The sequence below is a fragment of the Dyella sp. M7H15-1 genome (assembly GCF_004114615.1).
Taxonomy (GTDB): Bacteria; Pseudomonadota; Gammaproteobacteria; order Xanthomonadales; family Rhodanobacteraceae; genus Dyella_B.
The window spans coordinates 3061910-3080920 of record NZ_CP035300.1 but is presented as its reverse complement, the minus strand read 5'-3'; the positions used below and the strand labels follow the sequence as shown (position 1 = coordinate 3080920).

At 57.8% G+C, this 19011-nt stretch carries 14 protein-coding genes; 10 read left to right on the top strand and 4 right to left on the bottom strand.

What is annotated here, in order from left to right:
- Positions 1–108: 108 nt before the first annotated feature.
- Positions 109–3876, bottom strand: coding sequence for a glycosyltransferase (locus EO087_RS14090; RefSeq protein WP_128899424.1), 3768 nt, complete (start codon positions 3874–3876; stop codon positions 109–111).
- Positions 3877–3940: 64 nt separating this feature from the next.
- Positions 3941–4378 carry a hypothetical protein gene (locus tag EO087_RS14085; RefSeq protein WP_128899423.1) on the bottom strand — a complete coding sequence of 146 codons (438 nt, stop codon included), beginning with the start codon at positions 4376–4378 and terminating at the stop codon, positions 3941–3943.
- Positions 4379–4861: 483 nt separating this feature from the next.
- Here EO087_RS14085 and EO087_RS14080 point away from each other — a divergent pair, with 483 nt between their 5' ends.
- Genes EO087_RS14080 through rmuC form a run of 3 tightly spaced genes read left to right on the top strand, consistent with a single transcriptional unit; the run spans position 4862 to position 7972 of the window.
- Positions 4862–5299, top strand: coding sequence for a hypothetical protein (locus tag EO087_RS14080; RefSeq protein ID WP_128899422.1), 438 nt, complete (start codon positions 4862–4864; stop codon positions 5297–5299).
- Between the two features lie 59 nt (positions 5300–5358).
- Positions 5359–6531 carry a class I SAM-dependent rRNA methyltransferase gene (locus EO087_RS14075; RefSeq protein ID WP_128899421.1) on the top strand — a complete coding sequence of 391 codons (1173 nt, stop codon included), beginning with the start codon at positions 5359–5361 and terminating at the stop codon, positions 6529–6531.
- A 16-nt stretch (positions 6532–6547) separates the two neighbouring features.
- The gene (gene rmuC, locus EO087_RS14070) at positions 6548–7972 is read left to right on the top strand and encodes a DNA recombination protein RmuC (RefSeq protein WP_128899420.1); all 1425 of its coding nucleotides are present in this window, start codon (positions 6548–6550) and stop codon (positions 7970–7972) included.
- Between the two features lie 389 nt (positions 7973–8361).
- Here the strand turns inward: rmuC and EO087_RS14065 are convergent, their stop codons facing one another.
- Positions 8362–9177: a shikimate 5-dehydrogenase gene (locus EO087_RS14065; protein ID WP_128899419.1), complete on the bottom strand. Its 816-nt coding sequence runs from the start codon at positions 9175–9177 to the stop codon at positions 8362–8364.
- A 131-nt stretch (positions 9178–9308) separates the two neighbouring features.
- On the opposite strand from EO087_RS14065, the gene folE reads away from it, so the two are divergent.
- From folE to EO087_RS14035, 6 genes are all read left to right on the top strand, one after another.
- On the top strand, positions 9309–9911 hold the full coding sequence (gene folE / locus EO087_RS14060) for a GTP cyclohydrolase I FolE (RefSeq protein ID WP_128899418.1): 603 nt from the start codon (positions 9309–9311) through the stop codon (positions 9909–9911).
- A 248-nt stretch (positions 9912–10159) separates the two neighbouring features.
- Positions 10160–11515 carry a TCR/Tet family MFS transporter gene (locus EO087_RS14055; protein ID WP_128899417.1) on the top strand — a complete coding sequence of 452 codons (1356 nt, stop codon included), beginning with the start codon at positions 10160–10162 and terminating at the stop codon, positions 11513–11515.
- A complete protein-coding gene (locus EO087_RS14050) occupies positions 11512–12018 on the top strand; it encodes a DUF1993 domain-containing protein (RefSeq protein ID WP_128899416.1) in 507 nt (168 codons plus the stop codon). The genes EO087_RS14055 and EO087_RS14050 overlap by 4 nt, the downstream gene beginning before the upstream one ends.
- Before the next feature lie 325 nt (positions 12019–12343).
- Positions 12344–15151, top strand: coding sequence for a TonB-dependent receptor (locus EO087_RS14045; protein ID WP_240669065.1), 2808 nt, complete (start codon positions 12344–12346; stop codon positions 15149–15151).
- 172 nt (positions 15152–15323) lie between these two features.
- Positions 15324–16010, top strand: coding sequence for a hypothetical protein (locus EO087_RS14040; RefSeq protein WP_128899415.1), 687 nt, complete (start codon positions 15324–15326; stop codon positions 16008–16010).
- Between the two features lie 75 nt (positions 16011–16085).
- Positions 16086–16832, top strand: coding sequence for a pteridine reductase (locus EO087_RS14035; RefSeq protein ID WP_128899414.1), 747 nt, complete (start codon positions 16086–16088; stop codon positions 16830–16832).
- Positions 16833–16995: 163 nt separating this feature from the next.
- On the opposite strand, the gene EO087_RS14030 is transcribed toward EO087_RS14035, so the two are convergent.
- On the bottom strand, positions 16996–18093 hold the full coding sequence (locus EO087_RS14030) for a glycosyltransferase family 9 protein (RefSeq protein WP_164931856.1): 1098 nt from the start codon (positions 18091–18093) through the stop codon (positions 16996–16998).
- Positions 18094–18205: 112 nt separating this feature from the next.
- Between EO087_RS14030 and EO087_RS14025 the strand changes: the two genes are divergently transcribed.
- Positions 18206–19003 carry a glutaminyl-peptide cyclotransferase gene (locus EO087_RS14025; RefSeq protein WP_128899412.1) on the top strand — a complete coding sequence of 266 codons (798 nt, stop codon included), beginning with the start codon at positions 18206–18208 and terminating at the stop codon, positions 19001–19003.
- Positions 19004–19011 lie beyond the last annotated feature (8 nt).

Genomic DNA, 19011 nt, shown 5'->3' with positions numbered 1-19011 from the left:
TGCTACGACACTACGCGCTGCCATTCACCCCATGCCCAACCCAATCAAAGCCTCTTGAAATTCTTTCGCACAGACCGAAGCGTCAAGCAGAAAGCGGGCTCGGAGAAATCAGCCGCGCTCCCGCATCGGCACCCATGGCGCAAGCCATTGCTCATGGCGTCCATGGCTGATCAGCTCACACAACCGCGAAGTTGTTGCTTTCCATGACAGGGAACTTGATGGCTCCCGCGCCTGGGCGAACTTCTCGCTCGTCAGCACAACGCCGAGGATGTCAACAAGGCTATCGGCGTCATGACCGTCAAAGTAGTAAGCAAGCCCGTCGGATACCTCTCGAAACACGGGGATATCGCGCGCGATGACGGGAAGACCACGCCGTGCCGCCTCAACAAGTGGCAAACCGAACCCCTCACCTTCTGAAGCCGCAATCAACGCGCGTGCGACACCATAGAGCTGCTCAAGATACTCATCGCTCGCTTGCTCGATCCAAATCAACCGCGCATCAGAAGCTGCCCTGGCGCGCAAGCGTTCACCCAGCGCATCCGACATCCAGCCGTGTCTTCCGACAATGACAAGATTGGCCAACCCTCCGCTCGCCCAGAAACGCTCGAACGCATCCAATACGAATGCATGCCCCTTGCGCGGCTCAACCGTTCCGATCATCAGAAAACTTGGCGTATCGGTCAAACGCCGCAGTAGCCTGGACGCCTCCTTGGGCAATCCGAGGGTTGGACGCGTCGCAGCCGGGTCATTACCTGGATAAAAATAGCCTAGCTCAAGAGGCGTACGGCGTTCAGGCGGATGATCATCGTACCAGTCGCGCAGATCTTCGATAACGGCCTTGGAAATGCCTACCAAAGCGTCAGCGTAGTGCCCGATGCACTGCAACCAGCTCGCATGCATGGGCGAAATGAAATCCGGAAAGTGGTGAGGCATGCGTACCGGAAGCAAGTCGTAGACAACGAAAAGCATCTTTACACCGCATGCGCGCCATGCATCCAACAAGGCTGTATTGGCTGGCAACACATCGGCCACCCAATCCAGTCCGAGGAACACGTCTCCTGCGTGCGGATGGACTTCGCTGCCTTCGCCAGCAATGGGAGATAGCTCAAGCAAATGCTGCGTATAAGGCAAAGCTTGTACAAATTTCCCGTCAACCAACCTGACCGGCTCAATGCGCCACGACAAACCATTCGCGCTCAACAGCTGGGTCAGCACGCCGCGCACGACACGCTCTATGCCGGTATGCAACTTGCTGGACGACGTCGCAGTGACGTCCACGAATAATCGCGGCTTGTCCGGGCGCGGCCGATTGCGCGCCATCCAGTCATAACCCATCCGCCGCATGCGTTCGCCCTGCTTAGGGGAATCAGCATTCCGCTGCAATACAGCTAGCGCATGCTCATTAAGTGCCTTGACACCATGACCTGAAAACTGTTCTATGGCATCCCTGTAGCGTTCCACAGCAACGACTGGGTGGTGGTGACGCTGAAGCCATTCGGATGATCTGGTAACAAAGCGCTGCCTTAATGAGTCGTCCCCCCGAAGCGTGTCCAGCGCAGCGGCCAAGTCTTCTTCGCTAAACTCATCGTCGAGCTTAAACAAAGCATCATCTGGCAACTCGTCAATGGAGCCATGTGCGTTGGCAATCAGGGGGACACCTTGCGCCAGCGCATCGAAAATCGCAGCCGATGTTTCGCCCCGGCTTGCCGTACGCAATTGCACAGCGATATCTGCCGCAGCCACATAGTCCATGTAACGATCTTCGTCAACAAAACCTGTAATCCGAATGCGCTTGGAAGACGATGCCTTCTCAATAGTGGCAACGATATTCTTGCCATATTCCCCACCATCATTTTCTCCCACAAAAATCAGGTGACAGCGAGAATCATTGACCAGCGAAGATTTGAACCATGCTTCGAGCAAACGATGGTTCAATTTGGTAGGAGCTAGCAAGCCAAAGCTGCAGACGACAAATTCATCCGGCCCGACAGCCAGGAGGCGCCGGGCCTCACGGCGATCACGCCGGGACAAGGCTTTAGGGAAAGGCACGACCTTGAATTTTCCGGCGATCTGTTCACCCCAATGCCATCGAGCCAAATCGATAGCATGATGTGAGTGCGCCAAAATACCCAACGCCCGATCAAGCACGTCCAAGTTCACCGGATAGGTATCGATCGTCGAACGACGCCCCTGACGCATATCGTGCAGGAGTGCACCGTAACCATGATGTTCAAACAGAATTTGTCTAAAGCCATCCTTACTATGGGGAACCGTCCAGTTACGCCTGGCGCTCGGGAAGGAATCCATCCAGTTGCGAACTCCTCCCATAAAAAAGTCATGCAACATAACCACGCCCGGCGTTTGGCGCATCAGCTCAAACATGAACGCATGCACGGGCGAATTCCCCATGTGGTAGAGCACACGGGCTTCCAGATCAGAAAACTTCCGCAGCCAGTCCACCGAATGGAACGGAAAATTGGCCTGAACCCACGGATCCAATACTTCTGGCTGGTCGGCAACGACCTCGATGTCGTAGTGACTCGCCAGATCGCGCAGCAATCGGGCACTGTAATCAGCAATGCCAGAGCGTGCAGGCGGGAGCGGTGATACATAGATCAACCGCGGGCGCAGCGTTCGAACCAACTTTTTTGGTGAGCGCTCAACATGCTGCTCAATCGCCGCCAAAGCCTTTTGCGCACAACCCGCCCACGAAAACTGGGCAACCTGTTTCACCGCATGCTCGCGTAATTGCTTACGCATATCTGCGTCGGTAAGCACCTGCTGTAACTTGTGTGCCATCGAGCTGGGACTTCGAGGATCAAAGAGTGCATCCTCGCAACCGATGACCTCAGGCAAGCTCGCCGTGTTGGATCCCACTACCGCAGCGCCGCACGACATCGCTTCCAACACAGGCAGGCCAAATCCTTCGTGCAAAGATGGTGTGACAAAAACCTCACAGTTCGAATACAGCAACGCTAGTTCAGCGTCGTCGATCTCTTCGGTGAAGATCACGCCTGAATGTTTCAACCTTAACCGTCCTGCCTGATTGACCAGGAAGCGCTTCACTTGCTCGTCGCACCGCCCAGCTAAGACCAGAGGGTGACGTTCCCGCAGCGAGGGAGGCAAATCCGCATAGGCCGTCAGCAAGCCATCCACATTCTTGTGCACGTCATAACCACCGACGTACAACACGTAGCCACGAGTAATCCCGTATTGCTGATGCCAGCGCGCCCACACTGTCTCATCCGCAAAAGTTGGGGCAAAGGCTCCGCTTACGGCTGCTGAGACTACTGCTACGCGATCGGGTGGGATGCCGAGGAAGTCTATGGCCTCACGGCGAGAGGATTCAGAAATGGCCAGCAACAAACCACAACGCTTGAGAAGACCCAAACGACGGTAATACCAGTGCTTGTACTTCGAATCGTGCAGATACCGTCCGGGATGAATCAACGGGATCAGATCGTATAGCGTTGCCGCGTGGCGGTAATCATCTGTTCCACTACCCAATGAAGCACTGGAATCGTCACCCCAACCCTCGAACATGCTGCTGTGCCAAATGCAATCGGCATCGATTTGATCGAAAAAACTTGCTCGCGCCACCTCCGCCACAAGCATCCGCTCACGGTTGGCCTCCAAACAACCTGCAATATTAGCCGGCAGCTCATTAATCAACACGCGGTTCCGAGGTATGAGGTCACTGAAATCTTCGATCAGATCGAGAGCCGAACAATCATGCCGACCGTTAAGGGCAAGCCATAACTCATGCGTCTTCGCCGCCTCTTCAGCAAATGCGCGTGCCATAGAAACCGTATAGCGACCTATACCCCGATGACGACTATTGGACTGGGCTCCTTGGAGATCCAGGACGATCTTCATCAAACTCCCTCGGCAATGGTATGCCAGTAATGACTGTTTTTTTATGGAATTAACGCCGAGAGCGCTATTCGGACTGACCCGAGGTAAGAAACCTAGCGCGCAGCTTATCGCCGAGCTTCGGGAAGGCTCGCAGCACTATTCGGACGACGGGTCTTGCCAAAGGCACCCGCAATATCAGGCCAATCGCAAAAAGTATAAGTGCCTTGATACGCGGGCGAAGCGCAGCCAGCCGTCGACGAAAGTCACCGAAGAACCGCGAATGTGCTGCGTTCAATTCCTCCAACTCCCGTTCCAGTTCACGAATGCGCACCAGTCGCTGTTCGCTTTGCTGCAAGAGCAAACGATAATTGGATTGAAGGTAGTCGAGCCTGTCGCGAACCACAGCCAGATCATGTTCCGCATCGGTCAACTTGGTTAAGCGACGCTCCGCCGTCTCGCGCCAATCAATAGTCACGCACTCAGCAAAAGGAACACCGTCACGTGCAAGCGTTGTTGTTTTCACACTATCGACATCCGTCGGATGCCCCTTACTAGTCATTGTCAGGCCCATCATTTGGTGCGGCGCGCTACGAATTTTAACTTAAGGCAACGCTGAATAAGTATCGCCGTCGTCATGACACCTGGAAGGCCCGCAGGGTGTGTTGCGTGGCGCGGGGAAGACTGACCGTCTTCCTCGCTCCTCCAAGCCTCGCGTGACCAAGCCGCGCGGCACACCCTGCGGGCCTTCCAAGTGCCACCCCATCACTTTTAAATTCAATAGGTTGGGGCAAGCCCTGTCTGTCCGCATCCCTTCCTCGCTCCTCAAGGCCCAAAAAGGAAATCAGGGTATATAACCAGCATCAGCCGATGAATGAGTAAAAGCCATCAAAACACTAATAGGCACAGGTATCATCGCCAATGTCCCAACAGGCGCAAGCTGACCCAAGGGACCCTCTTTCACTTCTCGCTCCTCTACACTCGTTGTTCGCTTTTAAGGGAGTGTTGAATGCGCCTGATCCTGTTTCGTCTGATTGCTATCCTGGAAGTCGCCGGCGGTTTCTACGGCATGGCGATCATCCTGCCGCGCCTACTGGCCATCGGCCCGTTGCGTACGGCAGCCTTCGGGCTGATCGAGTTCGCGGTGTATGCCTTCGTGCTAGTGGCAGGCGTACTGCTGCTGGAAAACAGCGAACGTGGCATTCGCTTCTCCGGCATTGCGCAATGGCTGCAATTGCCGCTGATCGCCACACCCGTTTTCAGCTACGCCCTGCACTGTGGCGCGTGCATCGACCTGTATACGGTTGTGCATCTGCCCACGCGGCCTGAGCTGAGCTGGCAGCTTGGCAGCCAGCGTTTTGTGTTGGCGTTTTATGGACCTTCCGTGTCGCACTTGGGCGTGAATGTGCTCGCGCTGGTGTCGTGGCTGGTGCTCAAGCTGCGCTGAGGCACCGATTGCTTCGCTGAAACCCAAGGCAAAGCGGCTGCCCCAGTTATTATAGGCGGATGAATACCCCCTCCGAACGACCCGTTGTCCGCCTTAAAACCGACCGCACCCCTGGTCACCCTTGGGTATGGTCGGCGCAGGTTCACAAGCCCCCATCACGCATCCCGCCGGGCAGCGTGGTCGATGTGATGGACGCCAAGAACCGCTTCGTGGGCCGTGGCTTCTGGAACGGGCACGCTCGTATCGCCTTACGCTTGCTCACCGTGTCTGCCGATGAGCCGATCGGCAGCGCATGGATTGCCGCACGCATCGATCGCGCCGTGGCGCTGCGTCGGGAGCTGCTGGCACTCGACACCGTCACCGACGCATGGCGCGTGGTGCACAGCGAAGGCGATGGCCTCTCCGGTCTGATCGTCGATCGTTACGCCGATATCCTGGTGATCGAATATTTCGCGGCAGGCATGTGGAAGTTCCGCGACGCGATTCATGCCGCCTTGTTGCGCCACTTCCCCGGTGCGCGCCTGTACTGGTTTGCCGAAAGCCACGTACAGAAGCAGGAGTCCTTCGATTGCCGCGCGATCGAAGCGCCCTCACCCGTGGAAGTGCACGAACACGGCCTGCGCTTTCACGCCGCACCTGGCTACGGCCACAAAACTGGCTTTTTCGCCGACCAGCGCGAAAACCGCCGGCGCTTCGCTGAACTGGTGTGCGGACGGCGCGTGCTGGATCTGTGCTGTAATGCCGGCGGTTTCGCAGTGCATGCGATGGCTGGCGGTGCACGCGAGGCAGTCGGCGTAGACATGGATGCCGGCATCCTGGAAATCGCCCGTGCCAACGCCGGGGCGAATAACGTGTCCGCTCGCTTCGAGCAGGCGGATATTTTCGAATGGCTGCGTCAGGCGGTGGCACGCGACGAGCGCTACGATGCGGTGATCCTCGACCCGCCCAAGCTCACCCGCGATCGCACCAAGGTGCTCGACGCACTGAAAAAGTACTTCGCCATGAATCGCCTGGCGTTGGATGTGATCCCGCCCGGCGGCTTGCTGCTGAGCTGCTCTTGCACCGGCCTGGTAAGCGAAGCCGATTTCCTGGAAATGCTGCGCCGCGTAGCGCTGAATGCCGGACGCGAAATCCAGGTGCTGGAAGTACGCGGCGCGGGTGCGGATCATCCCGTGCGCACGGATGTGCCGGAAAGCCGCTATCTCAAAGCCGTGTTCTGCCGCGTTTCGTAGGTTAATGGAATCATCCATGTCCCTGATCGACATCCTGCTGGCCCTGACTGTGCTCCTGCTGATCCTGCAGATGCTTATCTTGCTGCGTGGGCGCGGCGACGTGGGCCTGCACACACGACTGGACGCCCTGAAGGACGACAATCGCCACCTGCGTGACGCCCTCGCCCAGGAACAGCGCGCCGGACGCGGCGAGTTGAGCCAGTCGCTGCTGCAATTCCGCGGCCTGATGCAAGACCAATTCGACGCGATAGCCGCACAGCAGCAGGAACGTATCAGTCTGTTTGGCCAGCGTCTGGACCTGCTCACCGAACGCACCGACAACGGCCTGCAAACCCTCGCCCAGCGTCTTGCCGAAGACGCCCGTCGTGGCCGCGAAGAATTGGCCGCCAGCCTCGCCCGGCTCGGCGAACAGCAGCAACAACGACTGGCAGCGCTCACGGCCGACAATGAGAAGCGCCTCGGCGAAGTACGCACCACGCTGGAAACCCAACTCGGCGCCATCCAGCAGGACAACGCCATCAAGCTGGAGCAGATGCGGGCCACGGTCGACGAAAAACTGCAATCCACACTGGAAACACGCCTCGGCCAGTCGTTCAAGCTCGTTTCCGAGCGCCTGGAAGCCGTGCAGCGCGGCTTGGGTGAAATGCAATCGCTGGCCAGTGGTGTGGGCGATCTCAAGCGCGTGCTGAGCAATGTGAAAACACGCGGCATTCTTGGCGAAATGCAGTTGAGCGCACTGCTGGAGCAGATACTCACGCCCGAGCAATACGCCATCGATATCGCCACCGTTCCGGGCTCCGATAATCGCGTGGAATTCGCCATCCGCCTGCCGGGGGGCGAGCGCGACAGCCAGGTATGGCTGCCGATCGATGCGAAATTCCCTAGCGAAAATTACGAACGTCTGCTCGATGCGCAGCAGCAAGCCGATATCGATGCGGTGGAGCGTGCGGCGGTGGCACTGGAGCGCCATATCCGCGAAGAAGCCAAGACTATTCGCGCCAAGTACATTGCGCCGCCGGCGACGACTGACTTTGCCATCCTGTTCCTGCCCACCGAAGGTCTCTACGCCGAAATCATCCGCCGCCCAGGCTTGTTCGAAAGCCTGCAACGCGAGCAACGCGTCATTGTGGCCGGTCCTACGACCCTTTCCGCCATTCTCAATAGCTTGCAGATGGGTTTCCGCACGCTGGCGATCCAACAGCGCAGCAGCGAGGTATGGCAATTGCTCGGCGCGGTAAAGAACGAATTTGGCAAGTTCGGCGACGTGCTAAAGATGGTGCGCAAGAAGCTGGATGAAGCAGGCAGGCACATCGATGCCACCAGCGTGCGTACGCGGGCGATCGAACGCAAGCTGCGCGATGTGGAATCCTTGCCGGGTGAACAGGCGCAGCAGTTGCTGGACGATGCGCTCAACGGTGAAGAAGAAACGACAGAAGATTAAGGCCAATGGCACTAACGTAAGCATCGTCGCCCCGGCGTAGGCCCACTGCTGTCCGGGGAAAGTCACGCTGATTGATGGAGTGTGGCTTATGCCAAAGATTTCACCGCATCAGCGGATGCGGAGACTTGCGAAACATCTGATGAGTGAACCCCTCTCCCTACGGGAGAGGGTGCCGGCAGGCGGGTGAGGGTCCGGGCGAAGCGCGCGCTTCAGTTCTCGCGCAATTCTTTGTTTTCGCGCGCTGGCCGAACCCTCACCCCAACCCCTCTCCCGAAGGGAGAGGGGCTCACTCCATGCACGTCTTTAGCCACTTCGCACGCGGCACAATTTTCCCCGGACAGCAGTGGGCCTTCGCCGGGGCGACGATGCTTAAGTTAGTGCCATTGAGATTAAGGCAACGCATTTGCAGCAGCTTTTGCAATAAGCGCATCATCCGGCCGCACGCCCGTATAGAGCACAAACTGCTCCACCGCCTGCAACACGATCACCTCAGCCCCCGTCATCACTCGCTTGCCGAGCGAACGAGCGAGTTTGATCAACGGCGTTTCCGATGGCAAAGCCACCACATCGAAGACAACCTTCGCACGTTCCACCATGGCTCGATCGAAAGACAATTGGCCGGCCTCGGGACCTTCCATGCCGAGTGGCGTGACGTTGATCAGTAGCTTCGCATCCAGCTCCGATGTATCGGCGACCCACGCAAACCCGCTGACTTCGGCCAGCTTGCGCCCGGCCGCTTCGTTGCGCGCCACGACATACCCGTGCCTGAACCCCGCATCGCGGAACGCACAGGCCACCGCCTTGGCCATGCCGCCGCTGCCACGTAAGGCCAACTCCGTATCCGGCAACCATCCATGCTGCTCGATCAGCTTGCGGATGGCGATGTAGTCAGTGTTGTAGGCACGCAGATGACCATCTTCGTTGACGATCGTGTTGATCGAGGCGATCGCCTGCGCCGAATCATCGATACTGTCCACCCACGGTATGCAGGCTTCCTTGAACGGCATCGAGACCGCGCAACCACGAATGCCCAGAGCACGGATGCCCCCGATCGCTGCCGGCAAATCCTTGGTGGTAAAGGCCTTGTAGACGTAATTGAGATCCAGCGCCTCGTAGAGGAAATTCTGAAAGCGCGTGCCGAAGTTGCCCGGCCGGCCGGACAAGGACATGCACAACTGGGTATCGCGGTTGATGGATCGGGACATCGGCAAGGCTCGTACGGAATCAGCGGGGAAGACGGGTTACGGGCAGCGCAAGCCGCCCCATCTCCCTGCGACCCTATCATCTTGACGCGGGCGCTACACTTGTAAGCCAGCACAGCACCAAGGAAAGCCGCATGAGCGAGCAGCACGAGTCCACCGATGTTACCCGCGAGCAAGCCGAAGAAGCGGTGCGCACCCTGTTGCGCTGGGCCGGCGAGAATCCGCAACGCGAGGGTCTGCTCGATACACCCCGGCGCGTGGTCAAGGCCTATCGTGATTGGTTCAGCGGCTATCAGATCGACCCGAGTGAGTACCTGCGCCGCACCTTCGAGGAAGTGGCCGGCTATGACGAAATGGTGGTGCTGCGCGACATCGAATTCGAGAGCCACTGCGAACATCACATGGCGCCGATCATCGGCCGCGCCCACGTAGGCTATCTGCCCACCCATCGTGTGGTTGGCATCAGCAAGCTGGCGCGCGTGGTGGATGCTTTTGCGCGCCGCTTCCAAGTGCAGGAAAAAATGACCGCGGAAATCGCGCGCTGCATTGATGAAAACCTGCGTCCGACCGGTGTGGCCGTGGTGGTGGATGCCAGTCACGAGTGCATGACCACCCGCGGCGTGCACAAGCGCGGCGTGTCGATGATCACCAGCCAGATGCTTGGCGCTTTCCGCGACGATGCCCGTACCCGCGCCGAGTTCCTCGATTTCATCGGCCTGCGTGGCAGCCGCCGCTGATGCAAACCGCCATCGCCGCCTTGCTTTGGCTGCCTTCAGCGGATGCGGATGCACAGACTTGCGAAACATCGGATGGGTCCGGGCGAAGCGAGCGATTCAGTTCTCGCACATATCTTTGTTTTCGCGCCCTGGTCTCACCCTCACCAACATTGCGCGACGTTTTGCTCACGTCCTGCCCATACCAAGCCGCCCGCCATCGGCTATGGTTGAATCTTTGACCTTTCGAGCTACCTATCGACGCCCCACACATGGATTCCGCACCGATTCCCGCTTCCTCCCGCCAGAAAGCCGCGTTCGCATTCATCTTTGTGACGGTGATGCTGGACATGCTCGCATTCGGCATCATCATTCCGGTCCTGCCACATCTGGTCGTGGACCTGATCGGCGGCAGCATCGCGAAAGCGGCCGTGTGGATCAGCGCTTTCGGCACGGTCTACATGCTGATGCAATTCGTGTTCTCGCCGGTGCAAGGCGCACTGTCGGACCGCTTTGGCCGGCGTGCCGTCATCCTGATCTCCAGCTTTGGACTGGGGGTGGATTTCATCGTGATGGCGTTGACCCCGGTGATGTGGCTACTGTTTGTCGGCCGCGCCGTCTCCGGCATCTGCTCGGCCAGCTTCTCCACCGCCAACGCATACATCGCCGATATCGTGCCGAAGGAGCAGCGTGCGGCCGCTTTCGGCGCGATGGGTGGCGCATTCGCCCTCGGTTTTATCGCGGGACCGGCGCTGGGTGGATTCCTGGGGCATATCAGCCTTCGCCTGCCATTCTGGGTGGCCGCCGGACTGTCACTGGTGAACTTCTGCTATGGATTCTTCGTACTGCCGGAGTCATTACCGGCAGAGCGCCGCGCCAAACATTTCGACTGGCGCCATGCCAATCCTTTCGGCGCCTTGGTGCTGTTGCGCCGCTATCCGCAGGTGTTCGCGTTCGCTGCCGTGTTCTTCCTCATCAACTTGGCGCAATTTTCCCTCAATTCTACCTATGTGCTCTACACCGACTACCGCTATGGCTGGGGCCCACAGGCCGTGGGCTACACGCTGGGCCTGGTCGGACTCTGCAGCGGGCTGGTGCAAGCGATCCTGGTACGGCAGCTCATGCCGAAACTCGGCGAACGGCGCATGATCATGCTGGGCCTGCCGCTTTGCGTCGTCGGGTACATGTTCTTCGGCCTGTCATCCGTAAGCTGGATGTTCCTGTTAGGAATCCCTTTCCTGTGCCTGGGTGGCTTGTCCGGACCGCCTGCACAAGCCTTGATGACACAGCAAGTGGATCCACACGAACAAGGTCGCTTGCAGGGCGCGCTGAGCAGCCTGGCCAGCCTCGCCGGCATCTTCGGACCGGCAGTGTTCGCCAATTTGTTCGCACTGTTTATCAGTGACCACGCCCCTGTGCATCTGCCCGGCATCGCCTTTGTGCTGGCCGGGTCGTTGCTGGCCGTTGCAACTCTCGTCGCAGGCTATGCCATACGACACATACACGTCGTACAAGCAGGACCGGCTTCGGAACATGCCGCCACGATGCTAAGCACAGAGCTTTCCCCCGCGGCGGACGTCATCTGTCACGAGCCTCTTCCCAACGATCAATCGGAGCCATCACCATGAGTATTTCCATGTATCAGGTTGCCATACCCGTCTTCCTGCGCGCCCTGAACAACCTGCACCATGTCCTCAAGCTGGGTCAGACACACGCAAAACACAAAAATGTTGACGATTCAGTGATGTTGCAGACACGTCTGATCCCCGACATGCTGCCACTGGTCAAACAGGTGCAGATCGCCACCGACATGGCCAAGAATGGCGCCGCGCGCCTGGCCGGGGTCGATCCGCTCAAGTTCGAAGACAACGAAACCTCCTTCGAAGAACTCTACAGCCGCATCGAACGCGCTATCGACTACATCAAGAGCTTCAAACCCGAGCAAATCGATGGCAGCGAAACCCGCGCCATCACCATCAAGACGCGCAATAACGAGCTGTCATTCGAAGGCCAGGCCTATCTGCTGCATTTCGTCATTCCCAACCTGTTCTTCCACTGCACTACAGCCTACGACATCCTGCGTGTGGCGGGCGCCGGTATTGGCAAGGAAGACTACATCGGCAAGCCCTGAGCAAAACCTGCAAACTTCACTTCGAACGGCGTGATTTGGTCCGCGTCGTTTTTGTTTTGGCGGATACAACATCCGCAGTCAATTCGCGCAATAGGTCATGCATGCAAGCGTATGCTCACCCACACGACTTTCAGACCCATCTGATAGCGTTACCTGTTTTACAGGTATTACTAATTGCCTAACGGTTATCCGCGCTTCATTCGAAGCAACGTAGCCGCAGCGGGCTACCGCGACGAACTCCATAGAGGATCAAACAAAGGTCCGAAGGGGAAGGTTTTGCCTAAACCTGGGTAAAGCCAATACACGAATACGACCAGGGAGAAGCATGATGAAGAGAGGGAATAGTGGCCAGCACGCGTACAAGTTGCTGGCAGTGGCCTGCGTGGCGGCACTGGGATGCACCAGCGCATTCGCACAGGACAGCAACACTACGGATAGCAGCAAGCCGACGAAAAAGCTCGAGGCAGTGACGGTTACCGGATCATTGATTCCGCAAACGCAGGTGGAAACATCCACCCCGACCACAACGATCACTGCCGCACAACTTAAGGAAAAAGGATTTACGAGCGTTGCTGATGCACTTCAGCAAGCCTCCTTCGCAACGGGTAGCGCACAGGGAGCACAAGACACCAATAGTTTTACTCCAGGCGCCCAAACGCTCAGCATGTTCGGTTTGAACGTGGGCTACGTAAAATACCTCATCAATGGCCGCCCCATGGGTGACTTCCCGGCCCTTTATAACGGTAGCGACACTTTCAACAATCTCGCCAGCATACCGACCGAGATGGTCGACCATATCGACATTCTTCCAGGCGGCCAATCGTCACTCTACGGCTCGGACGCCATCGCTGGCGTCGTCAATATCGTTCTTAAGAAGAAGCTCGACGCGCCAGTGGTCGATGTCCGCTACGGATGGAGCAAAGAAGGTGGCGGCGCAGATCGCCGCATCAGCTTTGCCGACAGCTTCAACATCGGGAAATTCAACATCCTCGCTGGCGCCCAGTTCGAAAGCACGCAACCTACTTGGGCCATGGATCGCTCCCTGACAGCAACCTTCAACAAGCACGGCACTTCGCCAGAAACCGCCAGCCGCGACTACCTCGTATCCAGCAACAAGTACTACATGCTCGACCCCAATCGTTGCGCGCTGGTAAGCAATCAGTTCCGAGGAACGGAGGGACTTCAGAGCCGCGCAGGCAAGGGAGAATATTGCGGCTCCTTCTACTCCCCCGGTTACGCCACGATCGGCAATGATAGCAAGACAGCGCAGGCCTACACTCATGCAACCTTTGATGTAAACGAAAACATCCAGCTCTATGGTGATTTTCTGTACAGCTACCAGCAGCAGAAGTTCACCAATGGCCCAGCGACGACATGGTGGGGCACTTCGGCTAGTTATAACGGCTATTACGACCCCAACCTTGACGATGTCGTTGACCTGCAACGCGGCTTTACTCCCGAAGAGGTCGGTGGCTACAAGTCCATCATGAATAAAACCACCGAAAACACCTATATGCTGGTGCTAGGGGCCAAAGGTGGTATCGGCGCCTCGAACTGGGATTACGACATCAGCTTCACTCACTCGAACGATCAACTCATCGAACGAAACTTTTATCGATGGTCCGATCCAATAGAAGCCTATTTTTCAGATCACATCCTTGGCCCCAGTCTTGGCACATATGTCGATGACGATGGTGCGCCACATGACATTTTCAATCCGAACTACGGCGCGTTTTATTCACCCATCCCCAATAGTGACTTTCGCAGCTTCACCGGTTATGCGGACACACGAAGCAAGAGCTGGGACAACATGCTTCGGGCTGTCGTGACCAACGCATCGCTTATGGAGATGCCAGGTGGCGACGCGGGTGTAGCCTTCCTCGTCGAAGGCGGCAATCAGGGCTGGGATTACTCTCCGGATCCGCGCTTGATGGCCGGCGACGCATGGGGAACGTCAGCGATTCAAGGAGCGGGACATCGATCCCGTTATGCCGCAACCACGGAACTGCGACTACCGCTTCTCAACCAACTTACCATGAATGCATCGCTTCGTTACGACGCTTTCAACGTCGCCAACTCAACGGTAAGCAAGCCTACCTATAGCGTAGGTTTCGAGTATCGACCTTTCGATGCGCTGCTATTGCGGGCCAAGTACGGTTCCGCGTTCAAAGTCCCAACGCTCGCGGATGAATTTCAAGGCCAGAGCACGGGCTACAACTTTGCTCCGGATTATTACAATTGCGCCTTACGAGGTTACGCCGCCGGCAACGTTCAAAACTGCCCAGCGCCCTACGATAGCTATCAATTCATGATCGTAACCAATGGAAATCCCAAGTTACAACCCATCACGGCCACAACATGGACATACGGTCTGGTCTGGGCTCCGGTGTCACGGATGTCTGTAACAGCCGATTACTTTCATTGGAGCATCAACAACGAAGTGCAGCCGCAAGATCCGGATATGATTCTCAGGCAGGAGGCCCTATGCAGGCTCGGTGATCTTAATATCCAGTCGCCAACTTGCGCTGCAACATTGAACCAGGTAACACGCGATGCAAATGGAAATATCACCCAAATTGCGACACCAAAAGTCAATATCGCGAGTGAAAAGCTGGATGCACTGGTCGTTGGATTCAACTATGCATTCAAAGCTGGCGATTTCGGAAACATAGCACTCAATGCTTCGTACAGTGACGTTCTGAAGCACACGGTACAGGCGAACCCCAGCGACCCCGTTATCGATGTACTTCGGTCGCCGTTCTACAACATCTGGTATAGCGCCGGTTTTAAAACCAAGGCTAATGCTTCGCTAACCTGGAGCAAGGATGCTTGGAGCGCAACGCTCTATGGGAATCGCTATGGAAGTACCCCAAATTACCAGGCCTATAACACGGATAGTTACACAGCCCCAGGCGCTGGCAAGTTGGTGCCCTGGATGATTTATAACGCAAGCGTGTCATACAGCCCGATTCCGAGCCTTACCTTGTCATTCATGGTCGACAATCTATTCAACAAAATGCCCCCCAAGGACAACAGTTATCCGGGCACGGCAAACCAGCCTTACAACAGTGACAACTACAACGTTTACGGCCGCAGTTACTTCGTCGAAGCCACATACAAGTTCGGCAAATAAGTAGCACCGTTAGTCTAAGACCCTGCATTTAGATGCAGGGTCTTTTTCTTGTGCGCCCGGCAGGGCGCACCTGCTAGGAGGTGCAAGTGTGTCATCGGATAGTTTATGTCATCCTCATAAGACAATCCTGTAGCCAACCTATGATCGGCAAACGATTCCACAGGAGCGAGGCATGACCGAGTCCAACGAAACCTCTACATCCGGCACCCACTTGCCGGCCGTGATTGGCCAAGACGATGCAAGCAACCGGGTGACACGCGCGATCCTGGATTTCATCAGCCGGATCCCTGACAGCAAGGTGCACAGTCAGAACGATCCAGAAACCGAAGCCCGTCGGCTGGCCAAACGTGCTGCTCAGCGCGCGGCGATCACCGCGGGGTCGCTGGCTTTGCCACCCGGTCCACTGGGCTGGCTGACCATTCTGCCGGAGCTGATTTCGATCTGGAAAATTCAGGCGCAACTGGTCAGTGATATCGCCGCAGCTTATGGCCGGCACACCGAACTGGGGCGCGAGCAGATGCTGTGGTGTTTGTTTCGCCACACTTCGGCACAGGCGTTCCGCGATCTGGTGGTGCGTCTGGGCGACCGCCTGATCTTCCGGCGCGTGTCCTATGGCGTGATCGAGCGCGTTGCCAAACAGATTGGCGTGAAGGTGACGCAGCGTGCGCTGGGCGAAGGCTTGTCACGCTGGATGCCGCTGATCGGCGCTATCGGCGTCGGTGGTTATGCCTACTACGACACGCGCCAGGTCGCAGCCACCACCCTTGCCATGTTGAAAAGTGAAATCGGCATGGCCGATGAAAACAACGATCCGGTCCAAGCGGGTACGCGTGAAATTCCCGCTACGCGCACCCATTGATGCCATGCCCGATGACGTCGCACAGCGTTTGCGTCAAGCTGCGCGCCGCCACCATCACTGTGCAGGAGCTACCGCATGAGTTCGCCTAACCCACGCCCGGTCGCCCTGATCACAGGTGGCACCAAACGTGTCGGCGCCGTGATCGCACGCACTTTGCACGCTGCCGGTTACGATCTGGCACTGCATTGCCGACACTCGGTAGACGAAGCACACGCTCTGGCCGAGGAGTTGCACGCACAACGCGGCGATAGCGTACTTGTGCTCCAGGCCGAACTGGCGGACATAAGCGCATTGCCGCAACGGGTGGACGACACTCTGACACGTTATGGACGCCTCGACGCATTGGTCAACAACGCCTCAGCCTTCTATCCCACTCCTATCGGCACTGCCACCGCGGCGCAGTGGAACGAGCTGTTTGCCTCCAACGCACAGGCACCTTTCTTCCTCGCACAGGCCGCCATGCCCGCACTGCGCGCGACTCATGGCGCCATCGTGAATATCGTGGACATCTATGCGACACGCGCCATCGCCCGTTATCCGATCTATGTGATGGCCAAAGGCGCACTCGTGGCGATGACGCGTACGCTGGCACTGGACCTTGCCCCCGAGATTCGCGTCAACGGGGTCGCCCCGGGAGCCGTGATGTGGCCGAGCGATGGCAAGCCCTACGACGATCAACAAACCATGCTCGCCTGCACACCGCTCGGTCGCGCTGGTACGCCCGAAGATGTCGCCGGCGCGGTGCTATGGCTGCTGCGGGATGCGCCGTATGTCACGGGGCAGATCATTTCTGTCGACGGTGGCCGCAGCATCTCGATCTGATCACTGCGTACGCCGAAGCATTTGTTCGAAGTCGCCGAATAGGTAGGCCAGGCGCTGGTAGCCGCGCAAGCACAGTCAGTAGGGTAGTCGCCCCCACAGAACGTAGCGCTGATGTCGCGCCGTCACAGGCGCACTCGTCCCGGCGAAGGCCGGGCGACAATGCTTAAGTTAGTGCCATTGACGTCAACCCCGCTTCCACACGTGAGGATGGCGGCGCGCGTAAGGGCAATCCGCGCCATGCAGCGATGACTTCATCCGGCGCAATGGCGTCGACACGTTGCCGCGGCGGTCCGCCAAGCACACGCACCGCATCTGGCGAAGCACCACGCGGCGCCCAATAGCTCAGCGGTCCCGATCCAAACATCACCACCAGCGGACAACCCATCGTTGCGGCCATGTGCGCAGGGCCAGTGTCCACCGAAATCATGCTATGGGCGATCGCCAGCAGCGCTTTCAGTCGCGGCACCGGCAAATCCCTGGCCACGACTTCCACTCCGGACTGCGCCATCGTTGCGCGGATGGTTTCCAGATAACGTGCTTCGGCCGGCGAGCCGCAAAGCAGGATGCGTGCATCGGGCCATTGCGTGTTGATGGCTGCTACGACACGCGTCCAGTGTTCGATCGGCCAGGATTTGTCATCATCACTGGCCTTGCGCACACCGTTCCAACGCACGGTACGTTTATTGGCGGCCTGCAGCAACACCAGCGGATGGCCGGCGAGTTGTCGATGAATCAACCATTGGTCGCAATCGGCGCGCTCCTGTGGACTGACCACCAGCTCAGGAACAGCGCTGGTCATGCATGCAACATGCCCGAATGCGCTATGAAACGCCGGCGGCGTTGCATCGGCGAGCTGCAGCAAATGCTCGATCCAGTGACTGTCCGGCGGCAGCGGGATGTGTTCGAGAAACACGCAATGGCGATCCGGGATGCCGGCCATTTTCAGCAAAAACCGGATCCTGGCTAGCGAGGTGGGTTGCAGCTCGGCCACGTATACGGGCACGTCACGCATCCGCCGCAGTTGATGGACGACATGCCACTGCTCTGGACTCAACACAAACGGCTGGTGATGCGCATCCAACACCAGCATGTCCGCGACATCAGGGTGACCCTGATACAGCTCGGCCGCGTAGCGGCCTCTGGCCAGCACATGGCAGGGCTGCACATAGCGCGCATGCAATCGGCGCAACATCGGCTGCAACAACAGCGTGTCGCCGAGACGACCAAAACGGATCACGAGCGGCTGAGCGGAATGTGACATATGCGAGCGGACATCACAGCCTGTCGCTAATCCACGACGGTGAGCCGCATCATACTGGACTGTGATAGCTTGCTGCTGACTCGCGGTCCGGGACATGGGATGATCCAATGCCATGAAATCACTCACATCGCTCCTCGTGTTATTCCTAGTGTGCTGCACCCACGTGGCCACTGCACGGGACACCCCTGCGATTTACGGTTATCAGGTGGTGCATACGTATCCGCACGATACGGGTGTCTATACCGAAGGCTTTTTCTACCTTAACGGTTACTTTTACGAGAGCACGGGCAATGTGGGTGCGTCGTCGATACGCAAGGTCGATATCAAGACTGGCAAGGTACTGCAGACGGCGGACCTGCCACCGCCCGATTACGGCGAAGGTATCGTTGCCTGGAAAAACCGGTTGATCCAACTTACCTGGCAGTCACAGCATGGCTTTATCTACGATCTGAAAACGTTCAAGAAGCTGGGCCAGTTTGATTATCGCGGCGAAGGCTGGGCACTTACCGCCAACGATAAGCACATTTACATGAGCGATGGCTCGGCCACCCTCCGCGTGCTCGATCCAGAAACGCTCAAGCAAACTGGCAAGATCGACGTCACGGCAAGTGGCAGTCCCGTGATCAACCTCAACGAGCTGGAGTGGGTGAAGGGCGAGATCTACGCCAATGTGTGGCTGACCCACTCCATCGTCCGGATCGACCCTGCAACGGGCAAAGTGGTCGGCGTCATCAACCTGACCGGCCTTGGCCCGAAACCCGGGGAAACGCTCGATCCCAGCAACGACGTGCTCAACGGCATCGCTTACGACGCTGCCCACGACCGGCTGTTCGTGACAGGCAAGCGCTGGCCCTTGATCTATGAAATCAAGCTGACGCTACCCGCCGCGACGGTGCCTACCAGCAAGTAACCAGACTC

What these genes read in the sequence shown, in the direction of transcription:
- EO087_RS14030 (WP_164931856.1), bottom strand. Translation starts at nt 18,093, where the DNA reads ATGTCACATTCCGCTCAGCCGCTCGTGATCCGTTTTGGTCGTCTCGGC.
- EO087_RS14025 (WP_128899412.1), top strand. Translation starts at nt 18,206, where the DNA reads ATGAAATCACTCACATCGCTCCTCGTGTTATTCCTAGTGTGCTGCACC.
- EO087_RS14040 (WP_128899415.1), top strand. Translation starts at nt 15,324, where the DNA reads ATGACCGAGTCCAACGAAACCTCTACATCCGGCACCCACTTGCCGGCC.
- EO087_RS14050 (WP_128899416.1), top strand. Translation starts at nt 11,512, where the DNA reads ATGAGTATTTCCATGTATCAGGTTGCCATACCCGTCTTCCTGCGCGCC.
- EO087_RS14055 (WP_128899417.1), top strand. Translation starts at nt 10,160, where the DNA reads ATGGATTCCGCACCGATTCCCGCTTCCTCCCGCCAGAAAGCCGCGTTC.
- EO087_RS14045 (WP_240669065.1), top strand. Translation starts at nt 12,344, where the DNA reads ATGATGAAGAGAGGGAATAGTGGCCAGCACGCGTACAAGTTGCTGGCA.
- folE (WP_128899418.1), top strand. Translation starts at nt 9,309, where the DNA reads ATGAGCGAGCAGCACGAGTCCACCGATGTTACCCGCGAGCAAGCCGAA.
- rmuC (WP_128899420.1), top strand. Translation starts at nt 6,548, where the DNA reads ATGTCCCTGATCGACATCCTGCTGGCCCTGACTGTGCTCCTGCTGATC.
- EO087_RS14075 (WP_128899421.1), top strand. Translation starts at nt 5,359, where the DNA reads ATGAATACCCCCTCCGAACGACCCGTTGTCCGCCTTAAAACCGACCGC.
- EO087_RS14035 (WP_128899414.1), top strand. Translation starts at nt 16,086, where the DNA reads ATGAGTTCGCCTAACCCACGCCCGGTCGCCCTGATCACAGGTGGCACC.
- EO087_RS14080 (WP_128899422.1), top strand. Translation starts at nt 4,862, where the DNA reads ATGCGCCTGATCCTGTTTCGTCTGATTGCTATCCTGGAAGTCGCCGGC.
- EO087_RS14065 (WP_128899419.1), bottom strand. Translation starts at nt 9,177, where the DNA reads ATGTCCCGATCCATCAACCGCGATACCCAGTTGTGCATGTCCTTGTCC.
- EO087_RS14090 (WP_128899424.1), bottom strand. Translation starts at nt 3,876, where the DNA reads ATGAAGATCGTCCTGGATCTCCAAGGAGCCCAGTCCAATAGTCGTCAT.